Source organism: Streptomyces sp. NPDC001153, assembly GCF_053598315.1.
Genome location: NZ_JBSFJZ010000040.1, coordinates 65,411 through 87,968, shown reverse-complemented (window position 1 = coordinate 87,968; position 22,558 = coordinate 65,411). Strand labels below are relative to the sequence as shown.

The 22,558-nt window shown below is 69.7% G+C and carries 15 protein-coding genes; 9 read left to right on the top strand and 6 right to left on the bottom strand.

Annotated features, from left to right (window positions below):
• The first annotated feature begins 113 nt into the window (after positions 1-113).
• Both ACWDEN_RS35840 and pntB read left to right on the top strand, forming a co-directional pair.
• Positions 114-1,676: a Re/Si-specific NAD(P)(+) transhydrogenase subunit alpha gene (locus ACWDEN_RS35840; RefSeq protein ID WP_450862091.1), complete on the top strand. Its 1,563-nt coding sequence runs from the start codon at positions 114-116 to the stop codon at positions 1,674-1,676.
• 6 nt (positions 1,677-1,682) lie between these two features.
• On the top strand, positions 1,683-3,149 hold the full coding sequence (gene pntB / locus ACWDEN_RS35835; RefSeq protein ID WP_450862089.1) for a Re/Si-specific NAD(P)(+) transhydrogenase subunit beta: 1,467 nt from the start codon (positions 1,683-1,685) through the stop codon (positions 3,147-3,149).
• Positions 3,150-3,262: 113 nt separating this feature from the next.
• Here the strand turns inward: pntB and ACWDEN_RS35830 are convergent, their stop codons facing one another.
• Complete coding sequence (locus tag ACWDEN_RS35830; RefSeq protein ID WP_450862105.1) at positions 3,263-4,471, bottom strand: Ig-like domain-containing protein; 1,209 nt, start codon at positions 4,469-4,471, stop codon at positions 3,263-3,265.
• A 676-nt stretch (positions 4,472-5,147) separates the two neighbouring features.
• Positions 5,148-7,406 (bottom strand): SpoIIE family protein phosphatase, encoded by a 2,259-nt coding sequence (locus ACWDEN_RS35825; RefSeq protein WP_351617355.1) that lies wholly within the window; start codon positions 7,404-7,406, stop codon positions 5,148-5,150.
• 533 nt (positions 7,407-7,939) lie between these two features.
• Between ACWDEN_RS35825 and ACWDEN_RS35820 the strand changes: the two genes are divergently transcribed.
• On the top strand, positions 7,940-9,526 hold the full coding sequence (locus ACWDEN_RS35820) for a Na+/H+ antiporter (protein WP_450862087.1): 1,587 nt from the start codon (positions 7,940-7,942) through the stop codon (positions 9,524-9,526).
• 67 nt (positions 9,527-9,593) lie between these two features.
• Here the strand turns inward: ACWDEN_RS35820 and ACWDEN_RS35815 are convergent, their stop codons facing one another.
• Entirely contained in the window at positions 9,594-11,099 is a 1,506-nt protein-coding gene (locus tag ACWDEN_RS35815) for a hypothetical protein (protein WP_450862085.1), read from the bottom strand.
• A gap of 297 nt (positions 11,100-11,396) precedes the next feature.
• Between ACWDEN_RS35815 and ACWDEN_RS35810 the strand changes: the two genes are divergently transcribed.
• Positions 11,397-12,386, top strand: a complete 990-nt coding sequence (locus tag ACWDEN_RS35810) for a helix-turn-helix transcriptional regulator (protein WP_450862083.1) — start codon at positions 11,397-11,399, stop codon at positions 12,384-12,386.
• A gap of 34 nt (positions 12,387-12,420) precedes the next feature.
• On the opposite strand, the gene ACWDEN_RS35805 is transcribed toward ACWDEN_RS35810, so the two are convergent.
• Positions 12,421-12,618, bottom strand: coding sequence for a hypothetical protein (locus tag ACWDEN_RS35805; RefSeq protein ID WP_450862081.1), 198 nt, complete (start codon positions 12,616-12,618; stop codon positions 12,421-12,423).
• 322 nt (positions 12,619-12,940) lie between these two features.
• On the opposite strand from ACWDEN_RS35805, the gene ACWDEN_RS35800 reads away from it, so the two are divergent.
• Together ACWDEN_RS35800 and manD are read left to right on the top strand one after the other, a co-directional pair.
• Positions 12,941-14,386: a gluconokinase, GntK/IdnK-type gene (locus ACWDEN_RS35800; protein ID WP_450862080.1), complete on the top strand. Its 1,446-nt coding sequence runs from the start codon at positions 12,941-12,943 to the stop codon at positions 14,384-14,386.
• 88 nt (positions 14,387-14,474) lie between these two features.
• Positions 14,475-15,716 carry a D-mannonate dehydratase ManD gene (manD, locus tag ACWDEN_RS35795; protein WP_450862079.1) on the top strand — a complete coding sequence of 414 codons (1,242 nt, stop codon included), beginning with the start codon at positions 14,475-14,477 and terminating at the stop codon, positions 15,714-15,716.
• A 430-nt stretch (positions 15,717-16,146) separates the two neighbouring features.
• Here manD and ACWDEN_RS35790 read toward each other — a convergent pair whose 3' ends face one another.
• Together ACWDEN_RS35790 and ACWDEN_RS35785 are read right to left on the bottom strand one after the other, a co-directional pair.
• The gene (locus ACWDEN_RS35790) at positions 16,147-16,473 is read right to left on the bottom strand and encodes a hypothetical protein (RefSeq protein WP_351617329.1); all 327 of its coding nucleotides are present in this window, start codon (positions 16,471-16,473) and stop codon (positions 16,147-16,149) included.
• Between the two features lie 1,109 nt (positions 16,474-17,582).
• Positions 17,583-18,944 (bottom strand): TauD/TfdA family dioxygenase, encoded by a 1,362-nt coding sequence (locus tag ACWDEN_RS35785; RefSeq protein WP_450862077.1) that lies wholly within the window; start codon positions 18,942-18,944, stop codon positions 17,583-17,585.
• 183 nt (positions 18,945-19,127) lie between these two features.
• Here ACWDEN_RS35785 and ACWDEN_RS35780 point away from each other — a divergent pair, with 183 nt between their 5' ends.
• From ACWDEN_RS35780 to ACWDEN_RS35770, 3 genes are all read left to right on the top strand, one after another.
• The gene (locus ACWDEN_RS35780; protein WP_450862075.1) at positions 19,128-20,150 is read left to right on the top strand and encodes an AraC family transcriptional regulator ligand-binding domain-containing protein; all 1,023 of its coding nucleotides are present in this window, start codon (positions 19,128-19,130) and stop codon (positions 20,148-20,150) included.
• A 303-nt stretch (positions 20,151-20,453) separates the two neighbouring features.
• Positions 20,454-21,512, top strand: coding sequence for a BKACE family enzyme (locus tag ACWDEN_RS35775; protein ID WP_351617318.1), 1,059 nt, complete (start codon positions 20,454-20,456; stop codon positions 21,510-21,512).
• A 48-nt stretch (positions 21,513-21,560) separates the two neighbouring features.
• Entirely contained in the window at positions 21,561-22,535 is a 975-nt protein-coding gene (locus tag ACWDEN_RS35770; RefSeq protein ID WP_351617316.1) for a quinone oxidoreductase family protein, read from the top strand.
• Positions 22,536-22,558 lie beyond the last annotated feature (23 nt).

The window sequence follows — 22,558 nt, the reverse complement described above, 5'->3', positions numbered from 1 at the left end:
GGCGACCCCGACGGGTAGGTTCCCACGGCCGGCGTCCACGAGAACGAGCCCTGTGGACGCCCTCTGACCGCGGATAGCCCGTCCAGCCCTCCTCCCAGGAGAGAACACGAGAAATGTCTGCACAAGAACCTGCGCACCGCCCACCCCAGCGCGTCGGCGTGGTGGCCGAGTCCGTCTCCGGTGAGACGCGTGTCGCGGCGACCCCGGCGACCGTACGTCAGCTGCTGGGTCTCGGCTACGAGGTCGTGGTGGAGTCCGAAGCCGGCGCAGCGTCCGGCTTCAGTGACCAGGCCTACCTCGATACCGGCGCGGAGATCGGCGAGGCCTGGGACGCGGATGTCGTCCTGAAGGTGAACTCACCCTCCGACGCGGAGATCACCCGGCTTCGGCCCGGCACGACCGTGGTCGCCCTGCTGGCGCCGGCACAAAGGCCCGAACTGCTTCAGACCCTCGCCGCTGCCGGGGTGACCGCTCTGGCGCTGGACGCGGTGCCGCGCATCTCGCGCGCCCAGTCGATGGACGTGCTGTCGTCGATGGCGAACATCGCCGGGTACCGTGCGGTGATCGAGGCCGCGCACGTCTTCGGCCGGTTCTTCACCGGCCAGGTCACCGCGGCGGGCAAGGTGCCACCGGCGAAGGTGCTGGTCGCCGGCGCGGGCGTGGCCGGTCTGGCGGCGATCGGCGCGGCGTCCAGCCTCGGCGCGATCGTGCGGGCGACCGACCCGCGGCCCGAGGTCGCGGACCAGGTGAAGTCGCTGGGCGGCGAGTACCTCCCGGTGCGGGCCGCCCAGGAGACGAGCACCGACGGCTACGCCAAGGCGACCTCCGCCGACTACGACCGTGCCGCCGCCGAGCTCTACCACGAGCAGGCAGCGGACGTGGACATCGTGATCACCACCGCGCTGATCCCGGGCCGGCCGGCGCCGCGCCTGCTGACGGCCCGGGACGTGGCGGCCATGAAGCCCGGCAGCGTCGTCGTCGACATGGCCGCCGCCCAGGGCGGCAACGTCGAGGGCACTGTGCCCGGGCGCGCGGTCGTCACCGACAACGGCGTCACCGTCATCGGCTACACCGACCTGGCCTCCCGGCTGCCCGCCCAGGCCTCGCAGCTGTTCGGCACCAACCTGGTGAACCTGCTGAAGCTGCTCACCCCCGGCAAGGACGGGCGGCTGGCGATCGACTTCGACGACGTCGTCCAGCGGGCCGTGACCGTGGTGCGCGACGGCGACATCACCTGGCCGCCCCCGCCCGTGGCGGTCTCGGCCGCGCCCGCCGCACAGCCAGAGACCACGCTTGCCGAGCCCGAGCCCGAACCGAAGCGGCCGAGGCTGACGCCCGCGGGACGCTTCGGCCTGATCGGGCTCGGCATGCTCGCCATGTTCCTGCTGACGGCCTTCGCCCCCGCCCAACTCGCGGGGAACTTCACGGTGTTCGCCCTGGCGGTGGTGATCGGCTACTACGTCATCGGCAAGGTGCACCACGCGCTGCACACGCCACTGATGTCGGTGACCAACGCGATCTCCGGGATCGTCGTGATCGGCGCCCTGCTGCAGATCGGGCACGAGAACCGGATCGTCACCGCGTTGTCCTTCGTGGCGATCCTGCTGACGAGCGTGAACATCTTCGGAGGTTTCGCCGTCACCCGCCGCATGCTGTCCATGTTCTCGAAAGGCTGAGCCGAGATGACCTCACTGACGGCCTCCCACGCTGCCGACCTGGTCGCCGCCCTGTTGTTCATCCTCAGCCTGGCCGGCCTGTCCCAGCACCGCACCTCCCGCGCCGGCGTCGTCTACGGCATCGCCGGGATGGTCCTCGCCCTGGTCGCCACGGTCGTGGTGGCCGCGCAGAGCATCACCGCCGGGGCGGTGACCCTCATCGTGCTCGCCATGGCGCTCGGCGCGGCGATCGGCCTGTGGCGGGCCCGCCGCGTCGAGATGACGCAGATGCCGGAACTGATCGCGGTGCTGCACAGCTTCGTCGGCCTCGCCGCGGTGCTGGTGGGCTGGAACAGCTACCTGGAGGTGGAGTCGCACGGCACGGCGCAGACCCGGATCGGCGCCGACCTGCTGGGCATCCACCATGCCGAGGTGTTCATCGGCATCTTCATCGGCGCAGTCACCTTCACCGGCTCGATCGTCGCGTTCCTGAAGCTCTCGGCGCGCATCAAGTCCCGTCCGCTGATGCTGCCGGGCAAGAACGCGCTGAACCTCGGCGCGCTCGGCGCCTTCGCCGTACTGACCGTCTGGTTCACGATCAGCCCGGACCTGCCGCTGATGATCGCGGTCACCGCGCTGGCGCTGGCCCTCGGCTGGCACCTGGTCGCCTCGATCGGCGGCGGTGACATGCCCGTCGTCGTGTCCATGCTGAACAGCTACTCGGGCTGGGCGGCGGCCGCGGCCGGCTTCCTGCTCGACAACAACCTGCTCATCGTCACGGGCGCGCTGGTGGGCTCCTCCGGCGCCTACCTGTCCTACATCATGTGCAAGGCGATGAACCGGTCCTTCCTCTCCGTCATCGCGGGCGGTTTCGGCATCGAAGCCCCCACGGGCGGGGGCGAGGAGCAGGGCGAGCACCGTGAGGTGCGGGCCGCGGAGGTGGCAGAGCTGCTCGCGCAGGCCCGCTCGGTGATCATCACCCCCGGCTACGGCATGGCCGTCGCCCAGGCCCAGCACCCGGTCGCGGAGCTGACGCGACAGCTGCGCGAGCGGGGCGTCGAGGTCCGCTTCGGCGTCCACCCCGTCGCCGGTCGCCTGCCCGGGCACATGAACGTGCTGCTGGCCGAGGCGAAGGTGCCGTACGACATCGTCCTGGAGATGGACGAGATCAACGACGACTTCGCCGACACCTCCGTCGTGCTGGTCATCGGCGCGAACGACACCGTCAACCCGGCCGCGACCGAGGACCCGGGCAGCCCGATCGCCGGCATGCCGGTGCTGCGGGTCTGGGAGGCCGAGCAGGTCATCGTCTTCAAGCGCTCCATGGCCTCCGGCTACGCGGGCGTGCAGAACCCGCTCTTCTTCCGCGAGAACAGCGGCATGCTCTTCGGCGACGCCAAGCAGAGCGTCGAGGAGATCCTGCGCGCGCTCAGCACCGACGGCGGCCATGGGGCGGCCCCGGCCGCGCGTCAGGCCACGGTGGCCGGCCGGTGAGCCGGTGCTGATCAGCTGGTGGGGCGCCCTGACGACGCGGGCGGCGGCCGACCTGGTGTCGGCCGCCGCGCGCTGGGAGGGATTCGGGTTCCCGTGCGTGGAGTGACGAGGCGTCAGCCGGTCGCGCTGCCCGAGACCCACTCGGTCCACGGCATGTTCCAGTCGCCGAGGCCGTTGTCCGGGGCCAACGTGGTCCTGTCCGCGGAGTTCTTGACGATCACGACGTCACCGATCATCGAGTTGTCGAAGAACCACGCGGCGGGCTGCCTGCCGTCGCCGCCACCCTGGACGTCCTTCAGGCCCACGCAGCCGTGGCTGGTGTTGACCTTGCCGAAGACCGAGTCGGCACCCCAGAAGTTGCCGTGGATGAACGTGCCCGAGTCGGTCAGGCGCATGGCGTGCGGTACGTCCTTGATGTCGTACGCGGGCTTGCCGTCCTTCTTCGTGAGGCCGACGCTCGCACCGTTCATATGGATGTGCCCGAACTTCTCGGAGATGACCATCTGACCGTTGTACGTCGGGTGCTCGGGGCTGCCGGACGAGATCGGGATGGTCCTGATCGTCTTGCCGTCCCGTACGACGGTCATCTGCTTGGTCCCGGCGTCGACGGTGCTGATCTGGCTCCGGCCGATCGTGAACGTGACCGTCTTCCGGATGCCGTGGTGGCTGAGCTTGACGGTGACGGTGGAGCCGGGCTTCCAGTAGTTCTCGGGGCGGAAGTCCAGGCGGTCGTCGCCGAGCCAGTGACCGACGACTCGCTGGCCGCTGCTGGAGCTGACCTTGATCTCCGACTGCACGGCGGCCTTGTCGCTGATCGCCTTGTCGAAGCCGACCGTCACCGGCATGCCCACGCCGACGGTCGAGCCGTCCTCGGGGGAGAGGTGCCCGATGAAGTCGTTGGCCGGGGAGACCGTGGTGATCGTGGCGTTCCCGGTGACGGAGCGGCCCTTGGCGTCCTCGGCCTCTGCGGCGACCTGATATCTGGTGGCGCGCTCCAGCCGGCCGTTCGGCTTCCAGGACGTGCCGTCAGCGGCCAGGGTGCCCGGAATCCCGGCACCGGTCGCGACGGCGGTCATGGTCACCTTGGTGAGCTTGCCGTTGCTGACGGTGACCTCGACGGGGCCGTTGATCCCCACGCCATGGGCACCCTGCCCGGGCGTGATGTCTATGCGGGCGTCGGAAGCATCCTGGGCGGCCGCCCGATTCACCCGCACCTGGGATTTCGGGTGACTCCCGGAGCCGTTGCCGCCGGTGGCAGCGTTGCTGGTACCGCCGAGGGCCGTGAGGGCGAGTACGCCACCGAATACGCCGGCCGTAGCCATCAGCCCGGTGCGTCGCTTACGTACCGTGATCAAGCGCTTCTCCCATGCCACTGGTCGTGAATCCCTGGAGCTGGTTACCGGAGGAGTGCAACCGGCCTGAAGAGTCCACCCTTATGCCTTCATGCGTCGTGAAGGGAGTGAATTGTGGCGAATTCCACGTGCCGCGAGAGCGCGGCCGAGGGAATCAACAGCCGGCCTGACGGCTGCCGGGCTGCCGCGCATCTGGCTCCCGGATGTCTCGGCGTGGTCGGGTCGGCCGACTCAGCGGCGCTGACGTGATGGCGGACGACCCCGCCGGCCGACGGGGCGAACCAAGGGGCGTAGGACGTGAGGCCCCTCGGCAGGGTTGTCGGCCGCCGGGCGTGCGCATCGCGGGTGCTGTGGGCGGCGGCGGCGCCGAGGACGGGCGGCATCGGTGATCTGTGCCGCTCGGCGGGTCGGCCACGACGGGTGGACGCGGGTGGGCTTGGCCGGGGCTCGCCGGTGGACCGTGGCTGACAGCTGGAGGCGGCACGGCCAGGGAGCGCGCCCAGCAGGCTGAGTGCCTCGGTGCAGCCGAGCCGAGGACGGGCACATGGCGGATGCCCCGTTCGAGGCGGCCGGCGATACTCATCGACTAAGGGAAGGCCTCCAGGGGGCTCCAGATCGGCCGGTCTGCGTCAGCCCGGCCGCGTGCTCAGAGCTTGAGGCCGAACCATGTCGTCTTCCCCTCGTCCGTGGGGCGGACGCCCCAGGCGTCGGCAAGGGCGCGGACGAGGAGCAGGCCGCGGCCGCACTCGTCGTCCTCGGCCGCGACCCGCGGCTGGGGCAGGTGGGGGCTGTGGTCGCTGATCTCCACGGTGAGGTCGGTGTCCGTGCGGCACACGTGCAGGGTGATCGGGCCCTCCGCGTGCTGGACGGAGTTGGTGAGGATCTCGGAGAGCAGGAGGCGTGCGTTGTCCACGCGGTTCGTGCAGCCCCAGGCACTGAGCGTCTTGTCGAGGAACTCGCGGCCCGCCGGAACGGACTCCGGCACCGAGGGCAGGTCCGTCGCGGCCGTGGCCAGCGGAGCCTCGGGCAACCGAGTCAGCAGGAGCGTGACGTCGTCGTGGCCGTCGGCGTCCGGGAGCATGGTCGACAGGACGTGGTCGGCGGCGGCTTCCAGGTCGGGAGCTGTGATCGCGAGTTTGTCCAGGGTGGTCACCAGGTGGATGAGCTGGTCCTCGATGTCGGTGCCCGGGGTCTCGATCAGGCCGTCCGTGTAGAGCACGAGGGTGGCGCCGCGGGCGATCGTCGTGCAGCACTGTTCGTAGATCACGCCGCCGACGCCGAGGGGCGCGTTCACCGGCGCGGGAAGCGTATGGGTACTTTCACCGGGCACGGTGACAAGAACCGGCAGGTGCCCGGCCGAGCATATGGTCACCTCGCCCGCGTCGGCGGCGATGGTCAGATAGCAGCAGGTGACCAGTTGGTCGGGGACGTCGAGGTCGGCGACCATGGCTTCCATGGCCTGCATCAGCTGTCGGGGCTGCAACCCGGTCTTCGCCAATGCGTGTGCGGCGGACCGGAGTTGGCCCATGACGGCCGCGGCCTCGAGCCCCCGGCCCATCACATCGCCGATCAGCACACCGACCCGGCCGGCGCCCAGCGGGATCAGGTCGAACCAGTCACCACCGACACCGGCGCCCTGTGTCGCCGGGCGGTAGCGGCTGGCGGTGGTGAGGCCCGGGATGGCGGGCGGCGTGCCCATCAGACTGCGCTGCAGCGTGAGGGCGATGTGCCGCTGCTGCTCGTACAGCTCCGTCAACTCCGCCTCGGCACGTTTTCGGTCGCTGATGTCCCGGACGATCGCGCAGGCTCCGACGACCGCCCCGTTGCGAGCCCGGGTCGGCCACAAGGTGACGTCGACGTCCAGCAGGGTGCCGGATTTGGTGACGCGCAGTGTCTCGAAGTGCTCGACCTTCTCGCCCTCGCGCAACCGTTCCAGGAGCGCGATGACCTCGTGGTCCCGCTCGGACGGTGCCAGTATCGACACGTGCCGCCCCAGCACCTCGGACGCCGTGAACCCGTACAGCCGCTGGGCCGCGGCGTTCCAGTAGGTGATGCGGCCGTCGAGGGTCTTGGCGAGGATGGCGTCCTGCGAGGACTCCACGAGCGCGGCGAGTTCGTTGATGCGCTCTTCGGCGGCTTTGCGTTCGCTGACGTCGCGTACGGCTGCGGAGACGAGGAGGCCGTCGGCGGTCTCGAGGGGGCTGAGGCTGATCTCGACGGGGAATTCGGTGCCGTCTTTGCGCAGTCCGTACAGCTCGAGTCCGGCGCCCATGGGGCGGACCTGTTGGTTGTGGGCGTAGGCGTTGCGGTGTTCGGTGTGGTGGGTGCGGAAGCGGCCGGGGACGAGGAGTTCGACGGGGCGGCCGAGGAGTTCTTCGCGGCGGTAGCCGAAGAGTGCTTCGGTCTGGGCGTTGACCAGGCGGATCGCTCCGGCGTCGTCGACGATGACCATCGCGTCCGGCGCCGCCTCCAGCAGGCCGCGGAACCTTTCCTCGGCGGCTTTGCGTTCGCTGACGTCGCGTACGGCGGCGGAGACGAGGAGGCCGTCGGCGGTCTCGAGGGGGCTGAGGCTGATCTCGACGGGGAATTCGGTGCCGTCTTTGCGCAGTCCGTACAGCTCGAGTCCGGCGCCCATGGGGCGGACCTGTTGGTTGTGGGCGTAGGCGTTGCGGTGTTCGGTGTGGTGGGTGCGGAAGCGGCCGGGGACGAGGAGTTCGACGGGGCGGCCGAGGAGTTCTTCGCGGCGGTAGCCGAAGAGTGCTTCGGTCTGGGCGTTGACCAGGCGGATCGCTCCGGCGTCGTCGACGATGACCATCGCGTCCGGCGCCGCTTCCAGCAGGCCGCGGAACTTCTCCTCCGCGGCTCCCGGCGTACCTGTCCGGCTCTCGGCGCCGCACCGACACATCTGCTGTCCCACCACGCCGGCGGGATCGGGTGGAACTGTTTCGGCCAAGCCACTCATTTTCGTCCTCGCCCGGGCTCACGATGAGACCGGTCATCCCAGCGGAAAACGAACGGCTCTGCGGCGGTATGTCGCTTAGTGGCCGCACAACGGTCGATCGTGTCCGCCGAAGGCGAACCGGTGACCGCTCCAAGGCGGCGTCCGCCCGGTCACACGAGATGTCGCCGCGGGCGAGCGCGGCGTCACGGGCGCGGCAGGCTCGGCCTGGCAGACAGGGCGGCGACGGCGGGCACCGCTGCTCGACCACCACGTTGCGGGTGTCGCGGACAGCGCACCCAGCCCCCAGCCCTTCGGCGCCGCGCTGACCCCGCACCGGACCGCCGGCCGGGACTGCCGGACACCTCCGGGCTCGGCCGGAGGCGCCGGACACCGGGTGGTCGTTGCTCCCCGTCGGCTGCGTCACCGCCGTACGTCGGTTACGTTGGTAAAGCACCTGGCCAGGGGGGTCACAAGCCGTAACCCACCGGGGACGCTCCATGACCGGCCTGATCGTCGTCCTGCTGTTGGTGGTCCTGGCCACCGCCGTGGCGACCGGTGCCCGGCGCTGGAGCCTGCCCGCCCCCTCGCTCCTCGTGGTCGTGGGTCTGCTCGTGGGGCTGATGCCCTGGGTTCCCGAGGTCCGCCTGCCGCCTCACGTGATCAACGTGCTGGTGCTGCCACCGCTGCTCTACGCCTCGGCCGGGGAAATCTCCGTCCGCGACCTGCGCGCCGTGTGGCGGCCCGTGACGGGCCTGGTCTTCGGCCTGGTCCTCGCCTCGGCCCTCGCCGTCGGGTACGTGGCCCATGCGATCACGCCGCTCACCACCGCGACCGCGTTCATCCTCGGCTCCGTCCTGGCCAGCACCGACCCCGTCGCCGTGACCGCGCTCGGCCGGCGCCTGTCACTCCCACCGCGCGTGCAGGCCATGGTGCAGGCGGAAAGCCTGTTCAACGACGCCACCTCACTGGTCCTGTACAAGGTCGCCGTGGCCACCGTGGTGTCCGGCAGTGCCATCAGCGTGTCCGGGACCGCCCGGCAGTTCCTGATCCTCGCCGGTGGCGGAGCCCTCATCGGGGCGGCGCTCGCCGCAGTGGTGACCCTGATCCGCAGACGGACCGACGACGCCATGCTGGAGACCGTCATCGCGCTGGTCACTCCCTACGCCTCCTATGTCATCGCGGAGCAGTCGCACACCTCCGGCGTGACCGCCGTCATCGTGTCCGGGGTCGTCCTCGGCAGCACCCGCCACAAACTCGGCGACGCCCCCGTCCGCCTCCAGGTGCACGCCGTCTACGACACCGTGACCTTCCTGCTGGAGAGTGTCGTCTTCGCCCTGATCGGGCTCGAGCTCCCCTCGGCCGTCCGCCATCTCGCGCACGACGAGCACGGCTGGCCGCTGTGGGTGCCGGTGATCGCCTTCACTCTGCTGGCGATCCGCCTGCTGTGGATCTTCCCGCTGTCCGCCCTGATCCACCACCGGCACAGGGAGGGCGACCACCGCCTCTCCTGGCGCGTTCCGGCCGTCCTGTCCTGGGCGGGCACCCGGGGCGTCATGCCGCTGGCGGCCGCGCTCTCCATCCCCCTGGTCACCCACACAGGGGCGCCGCTGCCGCACCGGGCGCTCATTCTCACGCTCACCACCGGCACCGTCGCGCTCACTCTCGTCTTCCAGGGTTTCACCCTGGCCCCCGTCGTCCGCCGCTCCGGCATCGCCCTGGAACCGGAGCACACCGCCCGCGAGGAGGCCCGGACCCGCAGGCACATCGCCCGCACCGCTCTCGATGAGCTCAAACTGCTGGGCGATCTGGACCAGCTCGCCGATCTGGGTGCCGCCGCGCAGGCCGCCCTGAAACAGGCCCGTCACCATCTGGAAGCGCGCATCCACCAGGTGGAAGACGCCCACTACAGCGACCCGGACGCCCGACCCGCCGACGCCTACCGCGAGATACGCCGGACACTCATCGCCATCGAGGCGGCCGAGCTCCAGCGCCTCTACGAAGCGAACAAGATCAGCAACGCCACCCGGCGCCGGATCCAGCACGAACTCGACCTCGAAGAAGCCAGTCTCCGCCCCCGGGACTGACCGAAGTCCGGCTGCCGTGCATCCCGGCGCCGACCGGCGCCGGGATGCACGGTTGCCGTCCCGGAGGTCAGCCGCTGTGCACGGCGCTGACGAGGTCGGGCAGGAGCTTCGCCGCGTTCGGCGTGCCCAGTCCGGTGACCGGGTCCCATCCAGTGGTGGCCGAGTAGCCCGGCACCGAGGTTTCGGCGGTGTTGTTGCCCACGGTGACGTCGTTGAAGTCGGCCGCGTACGTGGCCGGGTCCGACGCGAGCTTGTACAGAGCCGGGTTGATCTGCCCGAGTCCACCGCCGTTGATCTGGTCGGCGAGGGAGACCAGGCCCGCCCACTCGGGACATGCCAACGAGGTGCCGCCGATGTCGTACCAGCCCGTGCTGCACGGTGCGCTGCCGCACTTCAGCCCGCTCTGGCCGTCGGGCGGGAGAGACAGGTACACCAGCGCTCCCGTGGACGGGCTCGCCTGCAGGGAGACGTCCGGAACGCCGCGCGTCGCGCCGATGGAGGTGCTGCCGACCGGCATCGCGCCCGACTGGTAGTCCGGCTTGGCGAAGACGCTGCTGTATCCGCCACCGGAGCCGATCCAGCCGATCTCCGACTGGCCGGGGGCCTTCTGGCAGGCCCCTGGCGGGGAGACGCTGTCGACGACCCTGCCCTGGGTGGCACCCGGGTCGGTGCACAGGTCCGTGCCGCCGACTCCGGTGACCAGCGGGTCGGACGCGGGCCACTCGACGGCGGGACCGGCGAGCGTCGAACCGCCCTTGCCCACAGGCGCCTTGGCCGAACCGGCGCTTCCGTCGTCACCCGACGAGCCGAGCACGGTGACGCCGTTCTGTGCCGCCGCCTTGTAGGCGTAGCGCAGGTTCTCCAGCGAATGGGCGCTGCCGAAGGCGCCCTCCGCGGAGGCGAAGGACTGCGAGATGACGGTCGCGAGGTGGTGTTCGACGACGTACTGCTCGGCAGCCATCATCTGAGGGAAGCCCTGCACCCCGAGGGTCTCGGCGGTGGGGGTGGTGACCAGCAGGATGTTGGCGCCGGGTGCCATCGCGTGAGCGGTCTCGACGTCGAGGGCCACCTCCAGCGCCCACGCGCTCTTGTCCTCCTGTCCGGGGGAACTGCTCGTGGACGGTGGCGCCTTGGTGGCGGGCGAGCCCTGCAGATGAAGCTCGCTGAAGGTGGGCATGCCGGGGGCACAGCTGACGTTCTCTTCCCCGCACATGGACGCGAGGCCGAAGGCCCGGTCGAAGACGTGCAGGTCGTGAGCCATGGTGTCGCTGCCGTAGGAGTCGACGACGGCGATCGTCTGACCGCGGCCGTCCTCTCCGGCCGAGTACAGCGGGCCTACGTTGTAGGCCGCCTGGACCGCCTGCGGGGTGAAACAGCGGCGTCCCACTGACGCGCACTGAGCTTGCGTCGGCGGAGACTGGCTGGTCGTCAGCTGCGTGTACTCGGCGACAGTCGGCCGTACGTGCGGATAGGTTGCCTGGTGGGCAGCGCTCGTCGCGGGCACGGCGCCCGCCGCTGCGAGGCTGAGGGTGCCCACCCCCGCGAACAGCCACCGTCTGATGGTGCGTGCCATCAGAGTCCTCTCTTCAGGTGGAAAGGGGACTTGCGCGTCCGCCCCTCAGGTGGGGGGTGATGGCACAGGGGTTGCGGACGGGGCGAGGGTACTCTCGCGGTTGCCGGGCCGATAGACGTGTTCTGTCAACAATGACCAAAGAGGGCTACCGCTGGACCAGTTGAGCGGCGGTGCGCGGGGTCGCGGAACAGCAGCGACCGGTTTCCCCCAGGGCAGGGTGGTGGGTTCGTCGACCAAGTCGGTCGCCAGGCCGTATAGAGGACAGAATCGGTCCAGTATGCGCAGTAGGCTCGGATCGTGTCGAGACCAACGAGCCGCGTGCTCACCCTCCTGGAACTGCTGCAGTCGGGCGGCACCCGGACGCTGGCCGAACTGGCCGACCGGCTCGACGTCGACCCACGCACCGTGCGCCGGTACGTGGACCACCTGATCGACCTCGAAGTGCCCGTCGAGGCAGTGCGCGGCCGCTACGGCGGCTACCGTCTCGGCCCCGGCTACCGCTTGCCTCCGCTGATGCTCAGCGACGAGGAGGCGCTCGCCGTGCTGCTCGGCCTGATCGCCGGACGCCGGACGGGGTTGACGGCGACGACAGCCACCGCGGGTGAGACGGCGGCGGCCAAGATCCGGCGAGTGCTGCCCGAGCGCCTCGCCCGCCGGCTCGACACCGTCCTGGACTCCCTCGCCTTCACGGAACCGCCCGGGGAGTTCGCCACCCCTGACGCCGGCGTCCTGCTCGCCGTGGCAGATGCCGTACGTCACCGCCGACCCGTCTCGATCAGGTACGCCGACCGCGAGGGTCGGCGCAGCGAGCGCATGCTGCACCCGTTCGGGGTGGTGGCTCACTCGGGCCGCTGGTATGTCACCGGCACGGATCCCGGGATCGGGGAGGAACGGACCTTCCGACTCGACCGCATCACAGACGTGCGGACCCTGGCCGGGTCGTTCGAGGCACCGTCCGGACACGACCCGGCGCAGCGTGTCCTGTCCGGGTTCGCCACGGCGGCGTACCGGCATGAGGTGACCTTGCGGATCCACGGGACGGTGGAGCAGATCCGTGCTCGGCTTCCCGCCGGCATCGCGAGCGTGGAGGAGCCGGAGTCCGCGGCGGGTGAGGATCCTGCGGCCGAGCGCTGGCTGCACGTCGACATGCGGGTGGAGCGACTCGACTGGCTGCCTGGGGTGCTGGCCTCGCTCGACCGGCCGTTCGTCATCGAACGCCCCGACGAACTGCGTGACCTCGTCAGAGCGTTCGCCGACCGCCTCGCGACCCGTGCCCGCCAATCCTGACGGCCAGGGCGGCCGGGCGCCCCTGGCCGGTGTTTCACAGCAGCAGCGGAAGGCTTACAAGGGTCGCGCCGCTCGCTCCGAGTGCTGCCAGGAGTGAGGCCGGCCAGTTGCGGGACTGGGCGTACGTCAGCAGTCCCGTCAGTAGTCCCGCCACCACTGCGGCCAAGAGGATGAGCGCCCAGCGCAGTGACAACCGCTCCGGCGGTGGCGTGGGCGAGGTCTGTTCGGGCATACGGCTCTCCTGCGGCTGCGTCAGAGCGGGTTGAGGCAGCCCTGCGTCAGCTGCCGCGCATCGATACGGTCTGGCGACGGCACTTGCCCACGTGCCGTGGCTGATCGTCGATATCACCGAAACACTTCGAATGAGCGACCACGGTACGCATATGGGATAGATCAGGAAAGTCCTCTGATGTCTCATCGGTCGCCATAGGGTGCGCGCGGGGGCGGTCGTTGCCCGCGGTGTGCTCCGGTGTACGCCCCTACGGCCCTTTGTGCTCCTTTTGTCGGCGCTCGGATGGCTGACCAACTCGCCGCTGTGATTTAGCGTCTCTGCCATGACTGGTCCCGAAGCCGACCCGCTCGAAGGTCCCGAGGACGCGTCACGGGGCTCCACCGCCAAGGTGGTGGAACAACTGGGCTGCCAGATCGTGGAAGGCGACAAGCCGCGCGATCATCACCTCACCGTGGACGCCGTCACGCATGAGTTCGACATCACCCGGCCCATGGCCCGCGAGGTCCTGCAGACGCTGCACCAGAAGGGCCTGGTCAATCTGCAGCCACGGATCGGGGCCACCGTTCAGCCGCTGGAACGGTGGGACCTGTTGGACCCCGACGTGATCGCCTGGCGTCTGGAGGTGGCCCCCGACAGCCAGATGCGGTCACTGACCGAGTTGCGGGAGGTGATCGAGCCGCGTGCGGCCAGGCTGGCCGCGCTGAGCCGGTCCGCGGAGATCTGCCACGATCTGACCGGCAACGCCCGCACCCTGCTCGCCCTGAGCCAGGACCCGGACTTCGCGCAACCGCGGGAGGGCGCGGCCATCCGGCAGCGCTTCCGGGACGTGGACGCGGCCTTCCATCGGTCTCTTCTCGCCGGCTCGCGCAACGAGCTGTTCCGGCGCCTGTCCCATCCGGTCGTCATGGCGCTGAATCACCGGATCGACAGAGACTGGGCAGGCGCTCACCAGGAGGCCGTGGTCACGCCGACGCGGGCCGTCGTCGGAGCCGACAACGTCCAGCGGTATCCCACCCGGCCCGAGCCGATCGCCATGTGGCTGCACATGGGGCTGGCCTACGCCGTCGACCAGGGGCTGCCCACGGCCGCCGAGGCCTTCGCGGAGGCCCTGCTCGCCGAGATCCGAAGCGGGCGGCTGCGCGATCCCGGTGTACGCGACCGACTGCGGACCGGCCTGGAGCAGTTCAACGCCAACGGCCTGCCATCCGCTCATCGAGCCGGCTTCCAGGACGCCATGGCCGCCTTGTTCCACGCCCGTCGTGGCCCCGTCGTCGTCATGGGGGTCAGCGGATGCGGCAAGACCACCGTGGGCCAGTACCTCGCGGACTCGCTCCGGGTGCCGTTCGAAGAGGGCGATCGCTTCCATCCCAGGCGCAACGTGGAGTCGATGGAGAACCGTACCGCGCTCGACGACCGCACCCGCAGTCCGTGGCTGGCCGCCATCGCGGGCCGGATGCGGATGGCGGGCGCGGAGGAAGGGCTGGTGATCACCTGCTCGGCCCTCAGACGCATCTACCGCGAGTTGCTGCGGGTGGCCAGGCCCGACGCGTTCTTCGTGCACCTGACGCTCGAAGAGGACGAGGCCACGTCCCGCGTGGCGAACCGGACCTCGCACTTCATGCCCGCCTCGCTGGTGTCGTCGCAGTTCGAGGGCCTGGAACCACTCGAGGACGACGAAGCCGGGATGACCATCAGCGCCACCCTGCCGGTGGAACGCATCGTCGCCGAGGTTCAGACCGAACTGGCCCGGCGCACCTGGGGCCGCTGACACCCGGACTCATCACGGTGCGCTGCGCCGCGCGTCGTCGTGCTCAGCGTGCAGACCGACCGGACCGACGGAAAGAGGGGGATTCACCATGCAGATCGTGTCCGCCGAGGTGATCGTCACCAGCCCGGGACGGAATTTCGTCACCTTGCGCATCACCACCGAGGACGGCGTCGTCGGCCTCGGTGACGCCACCCTCAACGGCCTCGAACTGGCCGTCCGCTCCTACCTCGCCGACCATGTCGTACCCCTGCTCATCGGCAGGGACGCCTCCCGCATCGAGGACACCTGGCAGTACCTCTACCGGGGTGTGTACTGGCGGGGCGGCCCCGTGACCATGGCGGCCGTCGCGGCCGTGGACACGGCGCTGTGGGACATCAAGGCCAAGTACGCGGGCATGCCCCTCTACCAGCTCCTCGGCGGCGCGTCCCGCACCGGCGCCCTCGCCTACGGACACGCGTCCGGCCGCGACGTGGCCGAACTGCTCGATTCCGTCCGCGCGCACCTCGCACAGGGCTACCGGGCCATCCGCATCCAGACCGGGATCCCCGGCTTCGGCTCGGTGTACGGCGTGGCCGCCTCGACCGCAGGCGACGGAGAGCGCTACGACTACGAGCCCGCGCGCCGCACGACCGGCGACCGGGCCCGGCCCGCCGTCGAGACCTGGGACACGCGCGCGTACCTACGGCACCTGCCCGCCGTCTTCGAGGCCGTCCGGGCGGAGTTCGGCCCCGAGCTGCCGCTGCTGCACGACGGACACCACCGGATGACGCCGATCCAGGCCGCTCAGCTGGGCAAGGCCCTTGAACCGTACGACCTGTTCTGGCTGGAGGACGCCACACCCGCGGAGGACCAGACGGCGCTGCGCCTGATCCGCCGGCACACGACGACACCGCTGGCGATCGGCGAGGTCTTCAACTCCGTCTACGACTACACCACGTTGCTGAGCGAGCGGCTGATCGACTACGTGCGCTCCGCGGTGACCCACATCGGAGGCGTCACCGCGATGAAGAAGCTGCTCGACCGCGCGGCCCTCTACCAGATCAAGTCCGGGATGCACGGCCCCACCGACATCTCCCCGGTGGGCATGGCCGCCGCGCTCCATCTCGACCTCGCCGTCCACAACTTCGGTATCCAGGAGTACATGCGGCACTCCGAGCGGACCCTGGAGGTGTTCCGCACCTCCTACCGGTTCGAGGAGGGACTGCTGCACCCGACCGACACCCCGGGGCTCGGCGTGGAACTCGACCTCGAAGCGGCACGCCACTTCCCCTATCAGCAGGCGTACTTGCCGGTCAACAGGCTGCACGACGGGACCGTGCACGACTGGTGAAGCCGGGGGGTCTGGCCTGTCCGTGCAACACCCCATGAAACGCGATCGGTGGAGAACGCTCGCCGCGCTTCGGAGAGGCGGACGAGGCGGGTGGGGGCGGCGATGCCGCGCACGTGGCGATCCTGCCGCCTGTGAGGTCGAACGTCACGGCGCCGCCGACCCGCTCGCCGAGCACGAAGAGGATGGCGGGGACGCCGTCGACGAGTGTCGTAGCCGTATCCGGAGCTGATGGAGGGGGCCACGCCCGCGATCGGCTACTACGTCGACGACGTCACCCAGACCCCCGCCCTCGTCGACGGCATCCCGCCTGTGGCCAGGGCCCAGGGCAAACTCCGGATCGTCCCATTCCGCGGCGGACGAGTGACGTACAGGGCTACACTCAGGTTTCGAACTTTACGGGGTGGGAGAAATGCAGAATCATATCGATGAACTACTGAATGCCTCCGAGCGTGATATCGATCTCCTCATCGCGCAGCATCTGGTCGGTGATGACTTCGGCAATCGCGAGGACGATGAGGAAGAACACGTCTTCATCGCGCGGAGGTGGTTTTCCTCCATCCAGAACAGGGTGCGAGATGCGGTTTGCGGTCGCACCGCGGTCATGCAGGCCATGGAGAACCCGGGTGACAACAACTACTTGCTTGTCGCGGCGATCGCCGATGCCATTATGCAGGCGAATCTGCACGTCGAAGTTCCCGCAGCCGTCCTGGCGATGAAAGTTGTCCAGGTCGGCGTGCACAAGCTCTGCCGAGGTCACACTGCGAGTTAGGGGGCGATGTGGAAGTCGCCACTTTCATGGACGCTCTGGGGGGAACGGCAGAGCGAAGCGACTTTCCGAGTTTCATGGATGATGAAGCGGTCGAGGCGTGCCTGAATGCATTCCTGCATGTGCGGGCACAGTTGTCCGACTATGATCGCCTCGTCGGGGTTTCCACAGAGATAGAACTGGTGAGATCCCCTTTCTTCACCTGTCGAACCAAGGAAGTCGGGCCGCACCACTACGCCATAGCAATCCCCCTCGGGCTGGTATGTCGCGTCTACGTTCTGGCGCACCTCCTGTGCGGGTACCTGCATGTCAAGGCGCCGCTTTTGACGTGCGCGGGCATGGACGCGACGTGGGAGGACCGATGGCGGCTCCCGGCCGAGCTGGAGTCCCTTTTCGGTGCTGCCAGAGCTGACGACAACTGGTGGCGGGACATCGCGGCACTGTACGCCAGGGTGAGATGCACGGATGATGCCGATTACGACGCCAAGTCGCTGACTTCCCTGGCCGTCATGTTCATCGCCGGACACGAGGGCGCACACGTACACCGCCGGCACGGTGCGGCATTCCGGCACTTCAAACGCGCTGGAGTGATCAGTGACCCGCTGGGGGAACGGGTGTTCAAGCGATTCGCTGAGACGGACGCCGACATCATGGCAACGTATTGGGTGATCGACGCCCAGCGGATCGGAGTCAAGGCCGGGTTGGAACGCGGACTGGACGTCAGCATGCCGGTGGGGTACTTCCGGTTGTCCTACGCGGTTACGATGCTGTACGCACTGTACGACGCCCATCGCAAACGAATGGGGGCCTATGAGGGTGGCATCTACTCGCACCCCATTGTTCGCCGTGACATGTTCACTGTTGCCAGCACCAAAATGGCCGAAGCCTATCCTGCGGAAATGCGCGATTGGCTGAGTATGGAAAAGGCTGGATTCGTCCATTGTGTCGGGTCCCTGAACGTGCTCAATTTTGCTGCTCTGGGAGGGTTCTTCGGCAAGGTGGCGACCGGTTACAACGCGGTTCCGGTCTCCTCTCTCCACTACGAACCGGCGATGCTGGACGACTGGGACAAGAGGTGCCGGCGCGAGACAGTGTTCTACTCACTGCTGGCGAACCTGTATGAGACGTCCGGGGAATTCCAGCGGGGTACTACTCCCGAAGAGGTCAGATTCGCATATCCGGATCGTGAAACCATCGAGACCTTCCTCGCCTCCGGCGACTCGATGTGGCAGGCCGCCTGGGACATGACGACGCGAGTCCTGGGCAGTCGGCCGGAAACTGACCTTGTGCAGTGAGAGTCGCCTGGCTGGACACCCCCCGTCGCGCAGGACCGTGGCGAGGCGGGCACTCGCCTGATCTCGCCGCTCGTACGTCAGGGCGGTGTCGTCGTGGCGTACGAGCGGCGTGCGCTCCATGCAGCCGGGGCGCGTCGTGCGCAGGCTCCGGGGGAGGATCACGTCGCGTGGGGTGACCCCGGCGCGTGTCACGGGACGGGCGTGCGGTCCGGTCGGCCGCCCGGCATGGCCGGTGTCCTCGTGGCGGGCCAGCCACATGCGCAGCAAGTGACGTCTGTGCTCCGCGGCGTCGAAGTCCTCGTACGCCGAGCGGGCGTGCAGTACGACATGGTTGTCGAGCAGCAGCAGGTCACCGGGGTGGAGATCCAGTTCGAGCCGGACGGCGGGCGAGGCGGCCGTCGTCTCGATGAGGTCGTACAGCTCCCTGTCGGCGGCCCGGGCACCGTCCGCACCACCGTCGCCGGAAGTGCCGGCGCCGTTGTCCAGGCGGGCCCGGTCGTAGCGCATGCTGGGCCTGTCGCCGTACCGGGTGACAAGCGGGGAGGCCAGGTACGCGCCCTCACCGGACGGACCGTCGAAGAGGTGCCTGCGGTACAGGCGCCCGGCGAGGTCCGGCCGGGTGTCGAGCACGGCGTTGTGCACGGCGGCCGCACTCGCCAGCAGCGTCCGGCCGCCCGAGCGGGCCGGCCGCAGACACAGCAGGCCGAGCAGGTCCGACTCGGCGGTGCGGAACGGCAGCGCCGCCCGGGGCAGGCCCGGCACCGGGCGGGTGTCCCGGATGTGGCAGAGGACGCGGCCGTCGGCGGTCTGCGGGACGGGCCTGCCGAGGTACTGACCGATGCCGCGCAGCACGGTGCTCGCCTCCGCCTCGCCGAGCAGATCTGCCGGCACGCTCCGGAGCAGGACGAAGCCCGGTCCCTCGGCCGGCGACGCCGCGGCGCGCTGGAGCTCGGCGGCGAGCGTGGGCAGCGGGAAGTCGGTGACGGTCATCCGCAGCAGGGTGGCGCCTCGCCCGCGGGCGGTGTGCACGGCCGTACGCAGTTCCTCACGGTGCTCGGCGGACAGCCGCAGAACCCAGTCGTCACGGGCCGCCGCATCGGGGCCGTACCACAGGGCGGGGCCCGTGAACGGTCCGGTCGGCGCCGTCGTATCCGGGGTTTCGGCCATGGTCGCCTCCGAGGTCTGGTGAGCCGAGGGGCTTCGTCCGGTGGTGCGGCGGGCAGGCCGTGCGGCTGCCGGACGCCCCACGGCCGCGTTGACGGGGATGCTACGCATCACCCGTGCCCCATGCTTGACGTCCGGGGACGGGAAACTTAACTTCTGGGGACCCGCCGCCCCTGGAGCGTGCCCATGAGGCCCCTTGTCCGCACCGCCGCGCTGAACGGCTACGTCGAGCTGAGCCGTTCCCTCGGTCTCGATCCCCGTGCACTGATGAAGAGCGTCGGCCTGGACACCGCGGACCTGGCCGTGCAGGACCGGTGGATCTCCGGCACCGCGGTGGTCGGACTGCTGGAGCTGTCGGCCGCAGCCTCAGGGCGCGAGGACTTCGGTCTGCTCCTTGCGGAGCTGCGGCGTTTCTCCAACCTCGGCCCCATCAGCCTGCTCGTCCGTGAAGAGCCGGACGTGCGCAGCGCGTTGGCACTGCTGATCCGCCATCAGCACACGTACAACGAGGTCCTGCACGCCCGGCTCTCGGAGGGCAACGGGGTGGCCACGCTCAAGGTGGACCTCAGGCTCGGGGAGCCGCAGCCGGCCCGGCAGGGCACGGAGCTCGCCGTGGGCGCGTTCCACCGCGTGCTGTGCGGCTTCCTCGGCCCGCGCTGGCGCCCGTCGTCGGTCTGCTTCGCCCACCGGGCGCCGCGGGACACCGCCGGCCACCGCCGCCTGTTCGGGCCGTTGGTGGAGTTCGACCGCGACTTCAACGGCATCGTCTGCTACGCCGGGGACCTGGACGCCCCCAACGCCATGGCCGACGCGCAGTTGCGCAGCTACACCCGCCAGTACTTCGAGCCCGTCGCGGCTCCCAGGGAGGCGTCCGAGGCCGACCGGGTGCGCGACCTCATCGAGGCGCTGCTGCCGACCGGGCGCTGCTCCATCGAGCAGATCGCACGCAGCCTCGGCGTCGACCGGCGCACCGTGCACCGTCATCTGGCCCGTTCCGGCGAGACGTTCTCCTCCCTGCTCAATTCGACCCGGATGGGGCTCGCGGAGCAGTTCGTCGCCAATCCCAGCCGCTCCTTGACCGAGGTCTCGACGCTGCTGGGGTTTTCCTCGCTGAGTGCGTTCTCCCGCTGGTTCCACGAGCACTTCGGCACCGGTCCGCGGGAGTGGCGCAAGAGCCGGAGCGGCCCGGCGGGGCTCGGCGGGAGCTGAGCCTGCGGGATACGCGGGGGCGGTAGGGCCATGGATCCGCTGGTGTGTCCCCGATGGGCAAGTCACCTGTCACCACAGGCAAAGCAGGCGTGCGGCGCCCGCCCTACGGTTGCACCACCGCGCAGGCGGCCGGCCTCCGGAGGGAGTGCTCTGCTGCTCCCCTGAGGGCACTCCCTCCGGACCGGCCCGAAGCCGTCCGGGCCAGGTGTCACCACCAGCCCGGACGTCCGCTGCCGCGTGCCCCGTTGTCGCGTCCGCCGCCTGCCCCGTGACGCGCTCACCCCTGCGACAAGGAGAAGCACCGTGCACTTCCACGACGACTCTCTCTTTCCCGAGAACCAGGAAAAGCTGGTGATCCAGGCCGCGCCGTACGGCCCCGAGTGGCTTCCCGGAGACGCGGACGACCTGCCACTGACCATGGACGAGCACGTACAGGCGGCCGTCGACTGCTACAACGCCGGCGCGACGGTGCTCCACATCCACGTCCGTGAGCTCGACGGCAAGGGCTCCAAGCGGATGTCCATGTTCAACGAGCTGCTCGGGCGGCTGCGCGAGGCAGTGCCGGACATGGTGCTCCAGATCGGCGGCTCGATCTCCTTCGCCCCCGAGGGGGAGGGCGGTGACGCCAAGTGGCTCGCCTACGACACCCGCCACCTGCTGGCCGAACTCACCCCGGCGCCGGACCAGGTGACGATCGCGATCAACACCAGCCAGATGAACATCGTCGAGATCATGAACGACGACGACCTGGAGGGCACGTCGATCGCGAAGCCGGACTACTACCGCGCCTACCGCGACATGGTCGTCGAGGCCGGTCCGGAGTTCTACCTCGAGCACCTCAGGCGCCTGCACGCGAACGGCATCCAGCCCCACTTCCAGCTGGCCCACCTGGCCCAGCTGGAGACCGTGGAGCGGCTGATCCGCGCGGGCGTCCACACCGGGCCGCTGATCCTCAACTACGTGGCCATCGGCGGCGGTTTCGCCGGCCGGCACCCCGCCGACCTGGTCGAGTTCATCCGCCGCGTGCCGGACGGCGCCGTCCTGACGATCGAGAGCTCCATGCGCGCCGTGGCCCCGATGAACGCCGTCGCCATCGCCCTCGGCCAGCACGTGCGCGTCGGCAACGAGGACAACCTGTGGCGCGCCAAGGGCGAGCGGATGTCCTCCGTGGCCCAGGTCGAGCAGATGGTGAGGATCTCCGAGGCGCTCGGCCGGGAGATCGCCACGGGAGCGGACGCCAAGCGGATCTACAAGCTCGGCGAGTACTACGCGGATGCCGACGAGACCCTCGCCCGGCTCGGCATGGTGCCCAACCGCCGACCGGGACAGCGCGGCTTCATGCTGCGCGACGTCCAGGCCTGATCCACGGCCCCCCTACCCCACCCCTGCGACCCCCTCCGGGAGCTCTCCGTGGCACACGCCGTCCGCTTCTACGAAACCGGTGGCCCTGACGTCCTCACCTGGGAGGAGGTGTCCGTCGGCGACCCCGGACCGGGCCAGGTGCGCATCCGGCACGAGGCCGTCGGCCTGAACTTCGCCGACACCTACTTCCGTACCGGGCTCTACCCGGTACGGCTGCCCGACGGCATCGGCGTCGAGGCCGCCGGAGTGGTGGAAGCCGTCGGCGAGGGCGTCACCCACGTCGCCCCGGGGGACCGGGTGACGTACACCGGGAGCCCGCTGGGGGCCTACAGCACCGAACGGGTCATGGACGCCTCGCACCTGATCAGGCTGCCCGCCGGCATCAGCTGCGAGACGGCGGCCGCGATGACCATGCGCGGCCTGACGGCGGCCTATCTGCTGCGCAGGATCCACCCGCTGCGGGAGGGGGACACGATACTGCTGCACGCGGCGGCCGGCGGTGTGGGCCTGATCGTGTCCCAGTGGGCCGCACTGCTCGGCATCCGTGTCATCGGAACGGTCTCCAGCGAGGAGAAGGCGGAGATCGCCCGCGCACACGGATGCCGGCACGTCATCCGCTACCGGCAGGAGAACGTCGCCGACAGGGTGCGGGAACTGACCGACGGCGCCGGAGTGCCGCTGGTTCTCGACAGCGTCGGCAAGGACACCTTCGCCGGCTCCCTGGCCTCGCTGTCCCGCCGCGGCCTGCTGGTCTGCTTCGGCACCGCTTCCGGTCCCGTACCACCCATCGACGCGATGCAACTCGCCGTCCAGGGCTCGCTGTTCGTCACCCGGCCCGCCCTGGCCGACTACATCGCCGACCCCGCCGAGCGCGCCGCGCTGGCCGGCGAGCTGTTCGAGCACGTCGCCTCCGGGCGCATCAAGATCGAAATAAATCAGCGCTACGCCCTCGAGGACGCGGAGCAGGCGCACCGCGACCTGGAAGCCGGCCGGACCACCGGGTCCTCGGTCTTCGTCCTGTGAGAGGGCGCACCCCGTATCCACCC

Coding starts and splice junctions, on each gene's coding strand:
- manD (WP_450862079.1), top strand. CDS start 14,475: ATGCAGATCGTGTCCGCCGAGGTGATCGTCACCAGCCCGGGACGGAAT.
- ACWDEN_RS35805 (WP_450862081.1), bottom strand. CDS start 12,618: ATGCCCGAACAGACCTCGCCCACGCCACCGCCGGAGCGGTTGTCACTG.
- ACWDEN_RS35825 (WP_351617355.1), bottom strand. CDS start 7,406: ATGTGTCGGTGCGGCGCCGAGAGCCGGACAGGTACGCCGGGAGCCGCG.
- ACWDEN_RS35815 (WP_450862085.1), bottom strand. CDS start 11,099: ATGGCACGCACCATCAGACGGTGGCTGTTCGCGGGGGTGGGCACCCTC.
- ACWDEN_RS35830 (WP_450862105.1), bottom strand. CDS start 4,471: ATGGCTACGGCCGGCGTATTCGGTGGCGTACTCGCCCTCACGGCCCTC.
- ACWDEN_RS35820 (WP_450862087.1), top strand. CDS start 7,940: ATGACCGGCCTGATCGTCGTCCTGCTGTTGGTGGTCCTGGCCACCGCC.
- ACWDEN_RS35840 (WP_450862091.1), top strand. CDS start 114: ATGTCTGCACAAGAACCTGCGCACCGCCCACCCCAGCGCGTCGGCGTG.
- ACWDEN_RS35785 (WP_450862077.1), bottom strand. CDS start 18,944: ATGGCCGAAACCCCGGATACGACGGCGCCGACCGGACCGTTCACGGGC.
- ACWDEN_RS35800 (WP_450862080.1), top strand. CDS start 12,941: ATGACTGGTCCCGAAGCCGACCCGCTCGAAGGTCCCGAGGACGCGTCA.
- ACWDEN_RS35780 (WP_450862075.1), top strand. CDS start 19,128: ATGAGGCCCCTTGTCCGCACCGCCGCGCTGAACGGCTACGTCGAGCTG.
- pntB (WP_450862089.1), top strand. CDS start 1,683: ATGACCTCACTGACGGCCTCCCACGCTGCCGACCTGGTCGCCGCCCTG.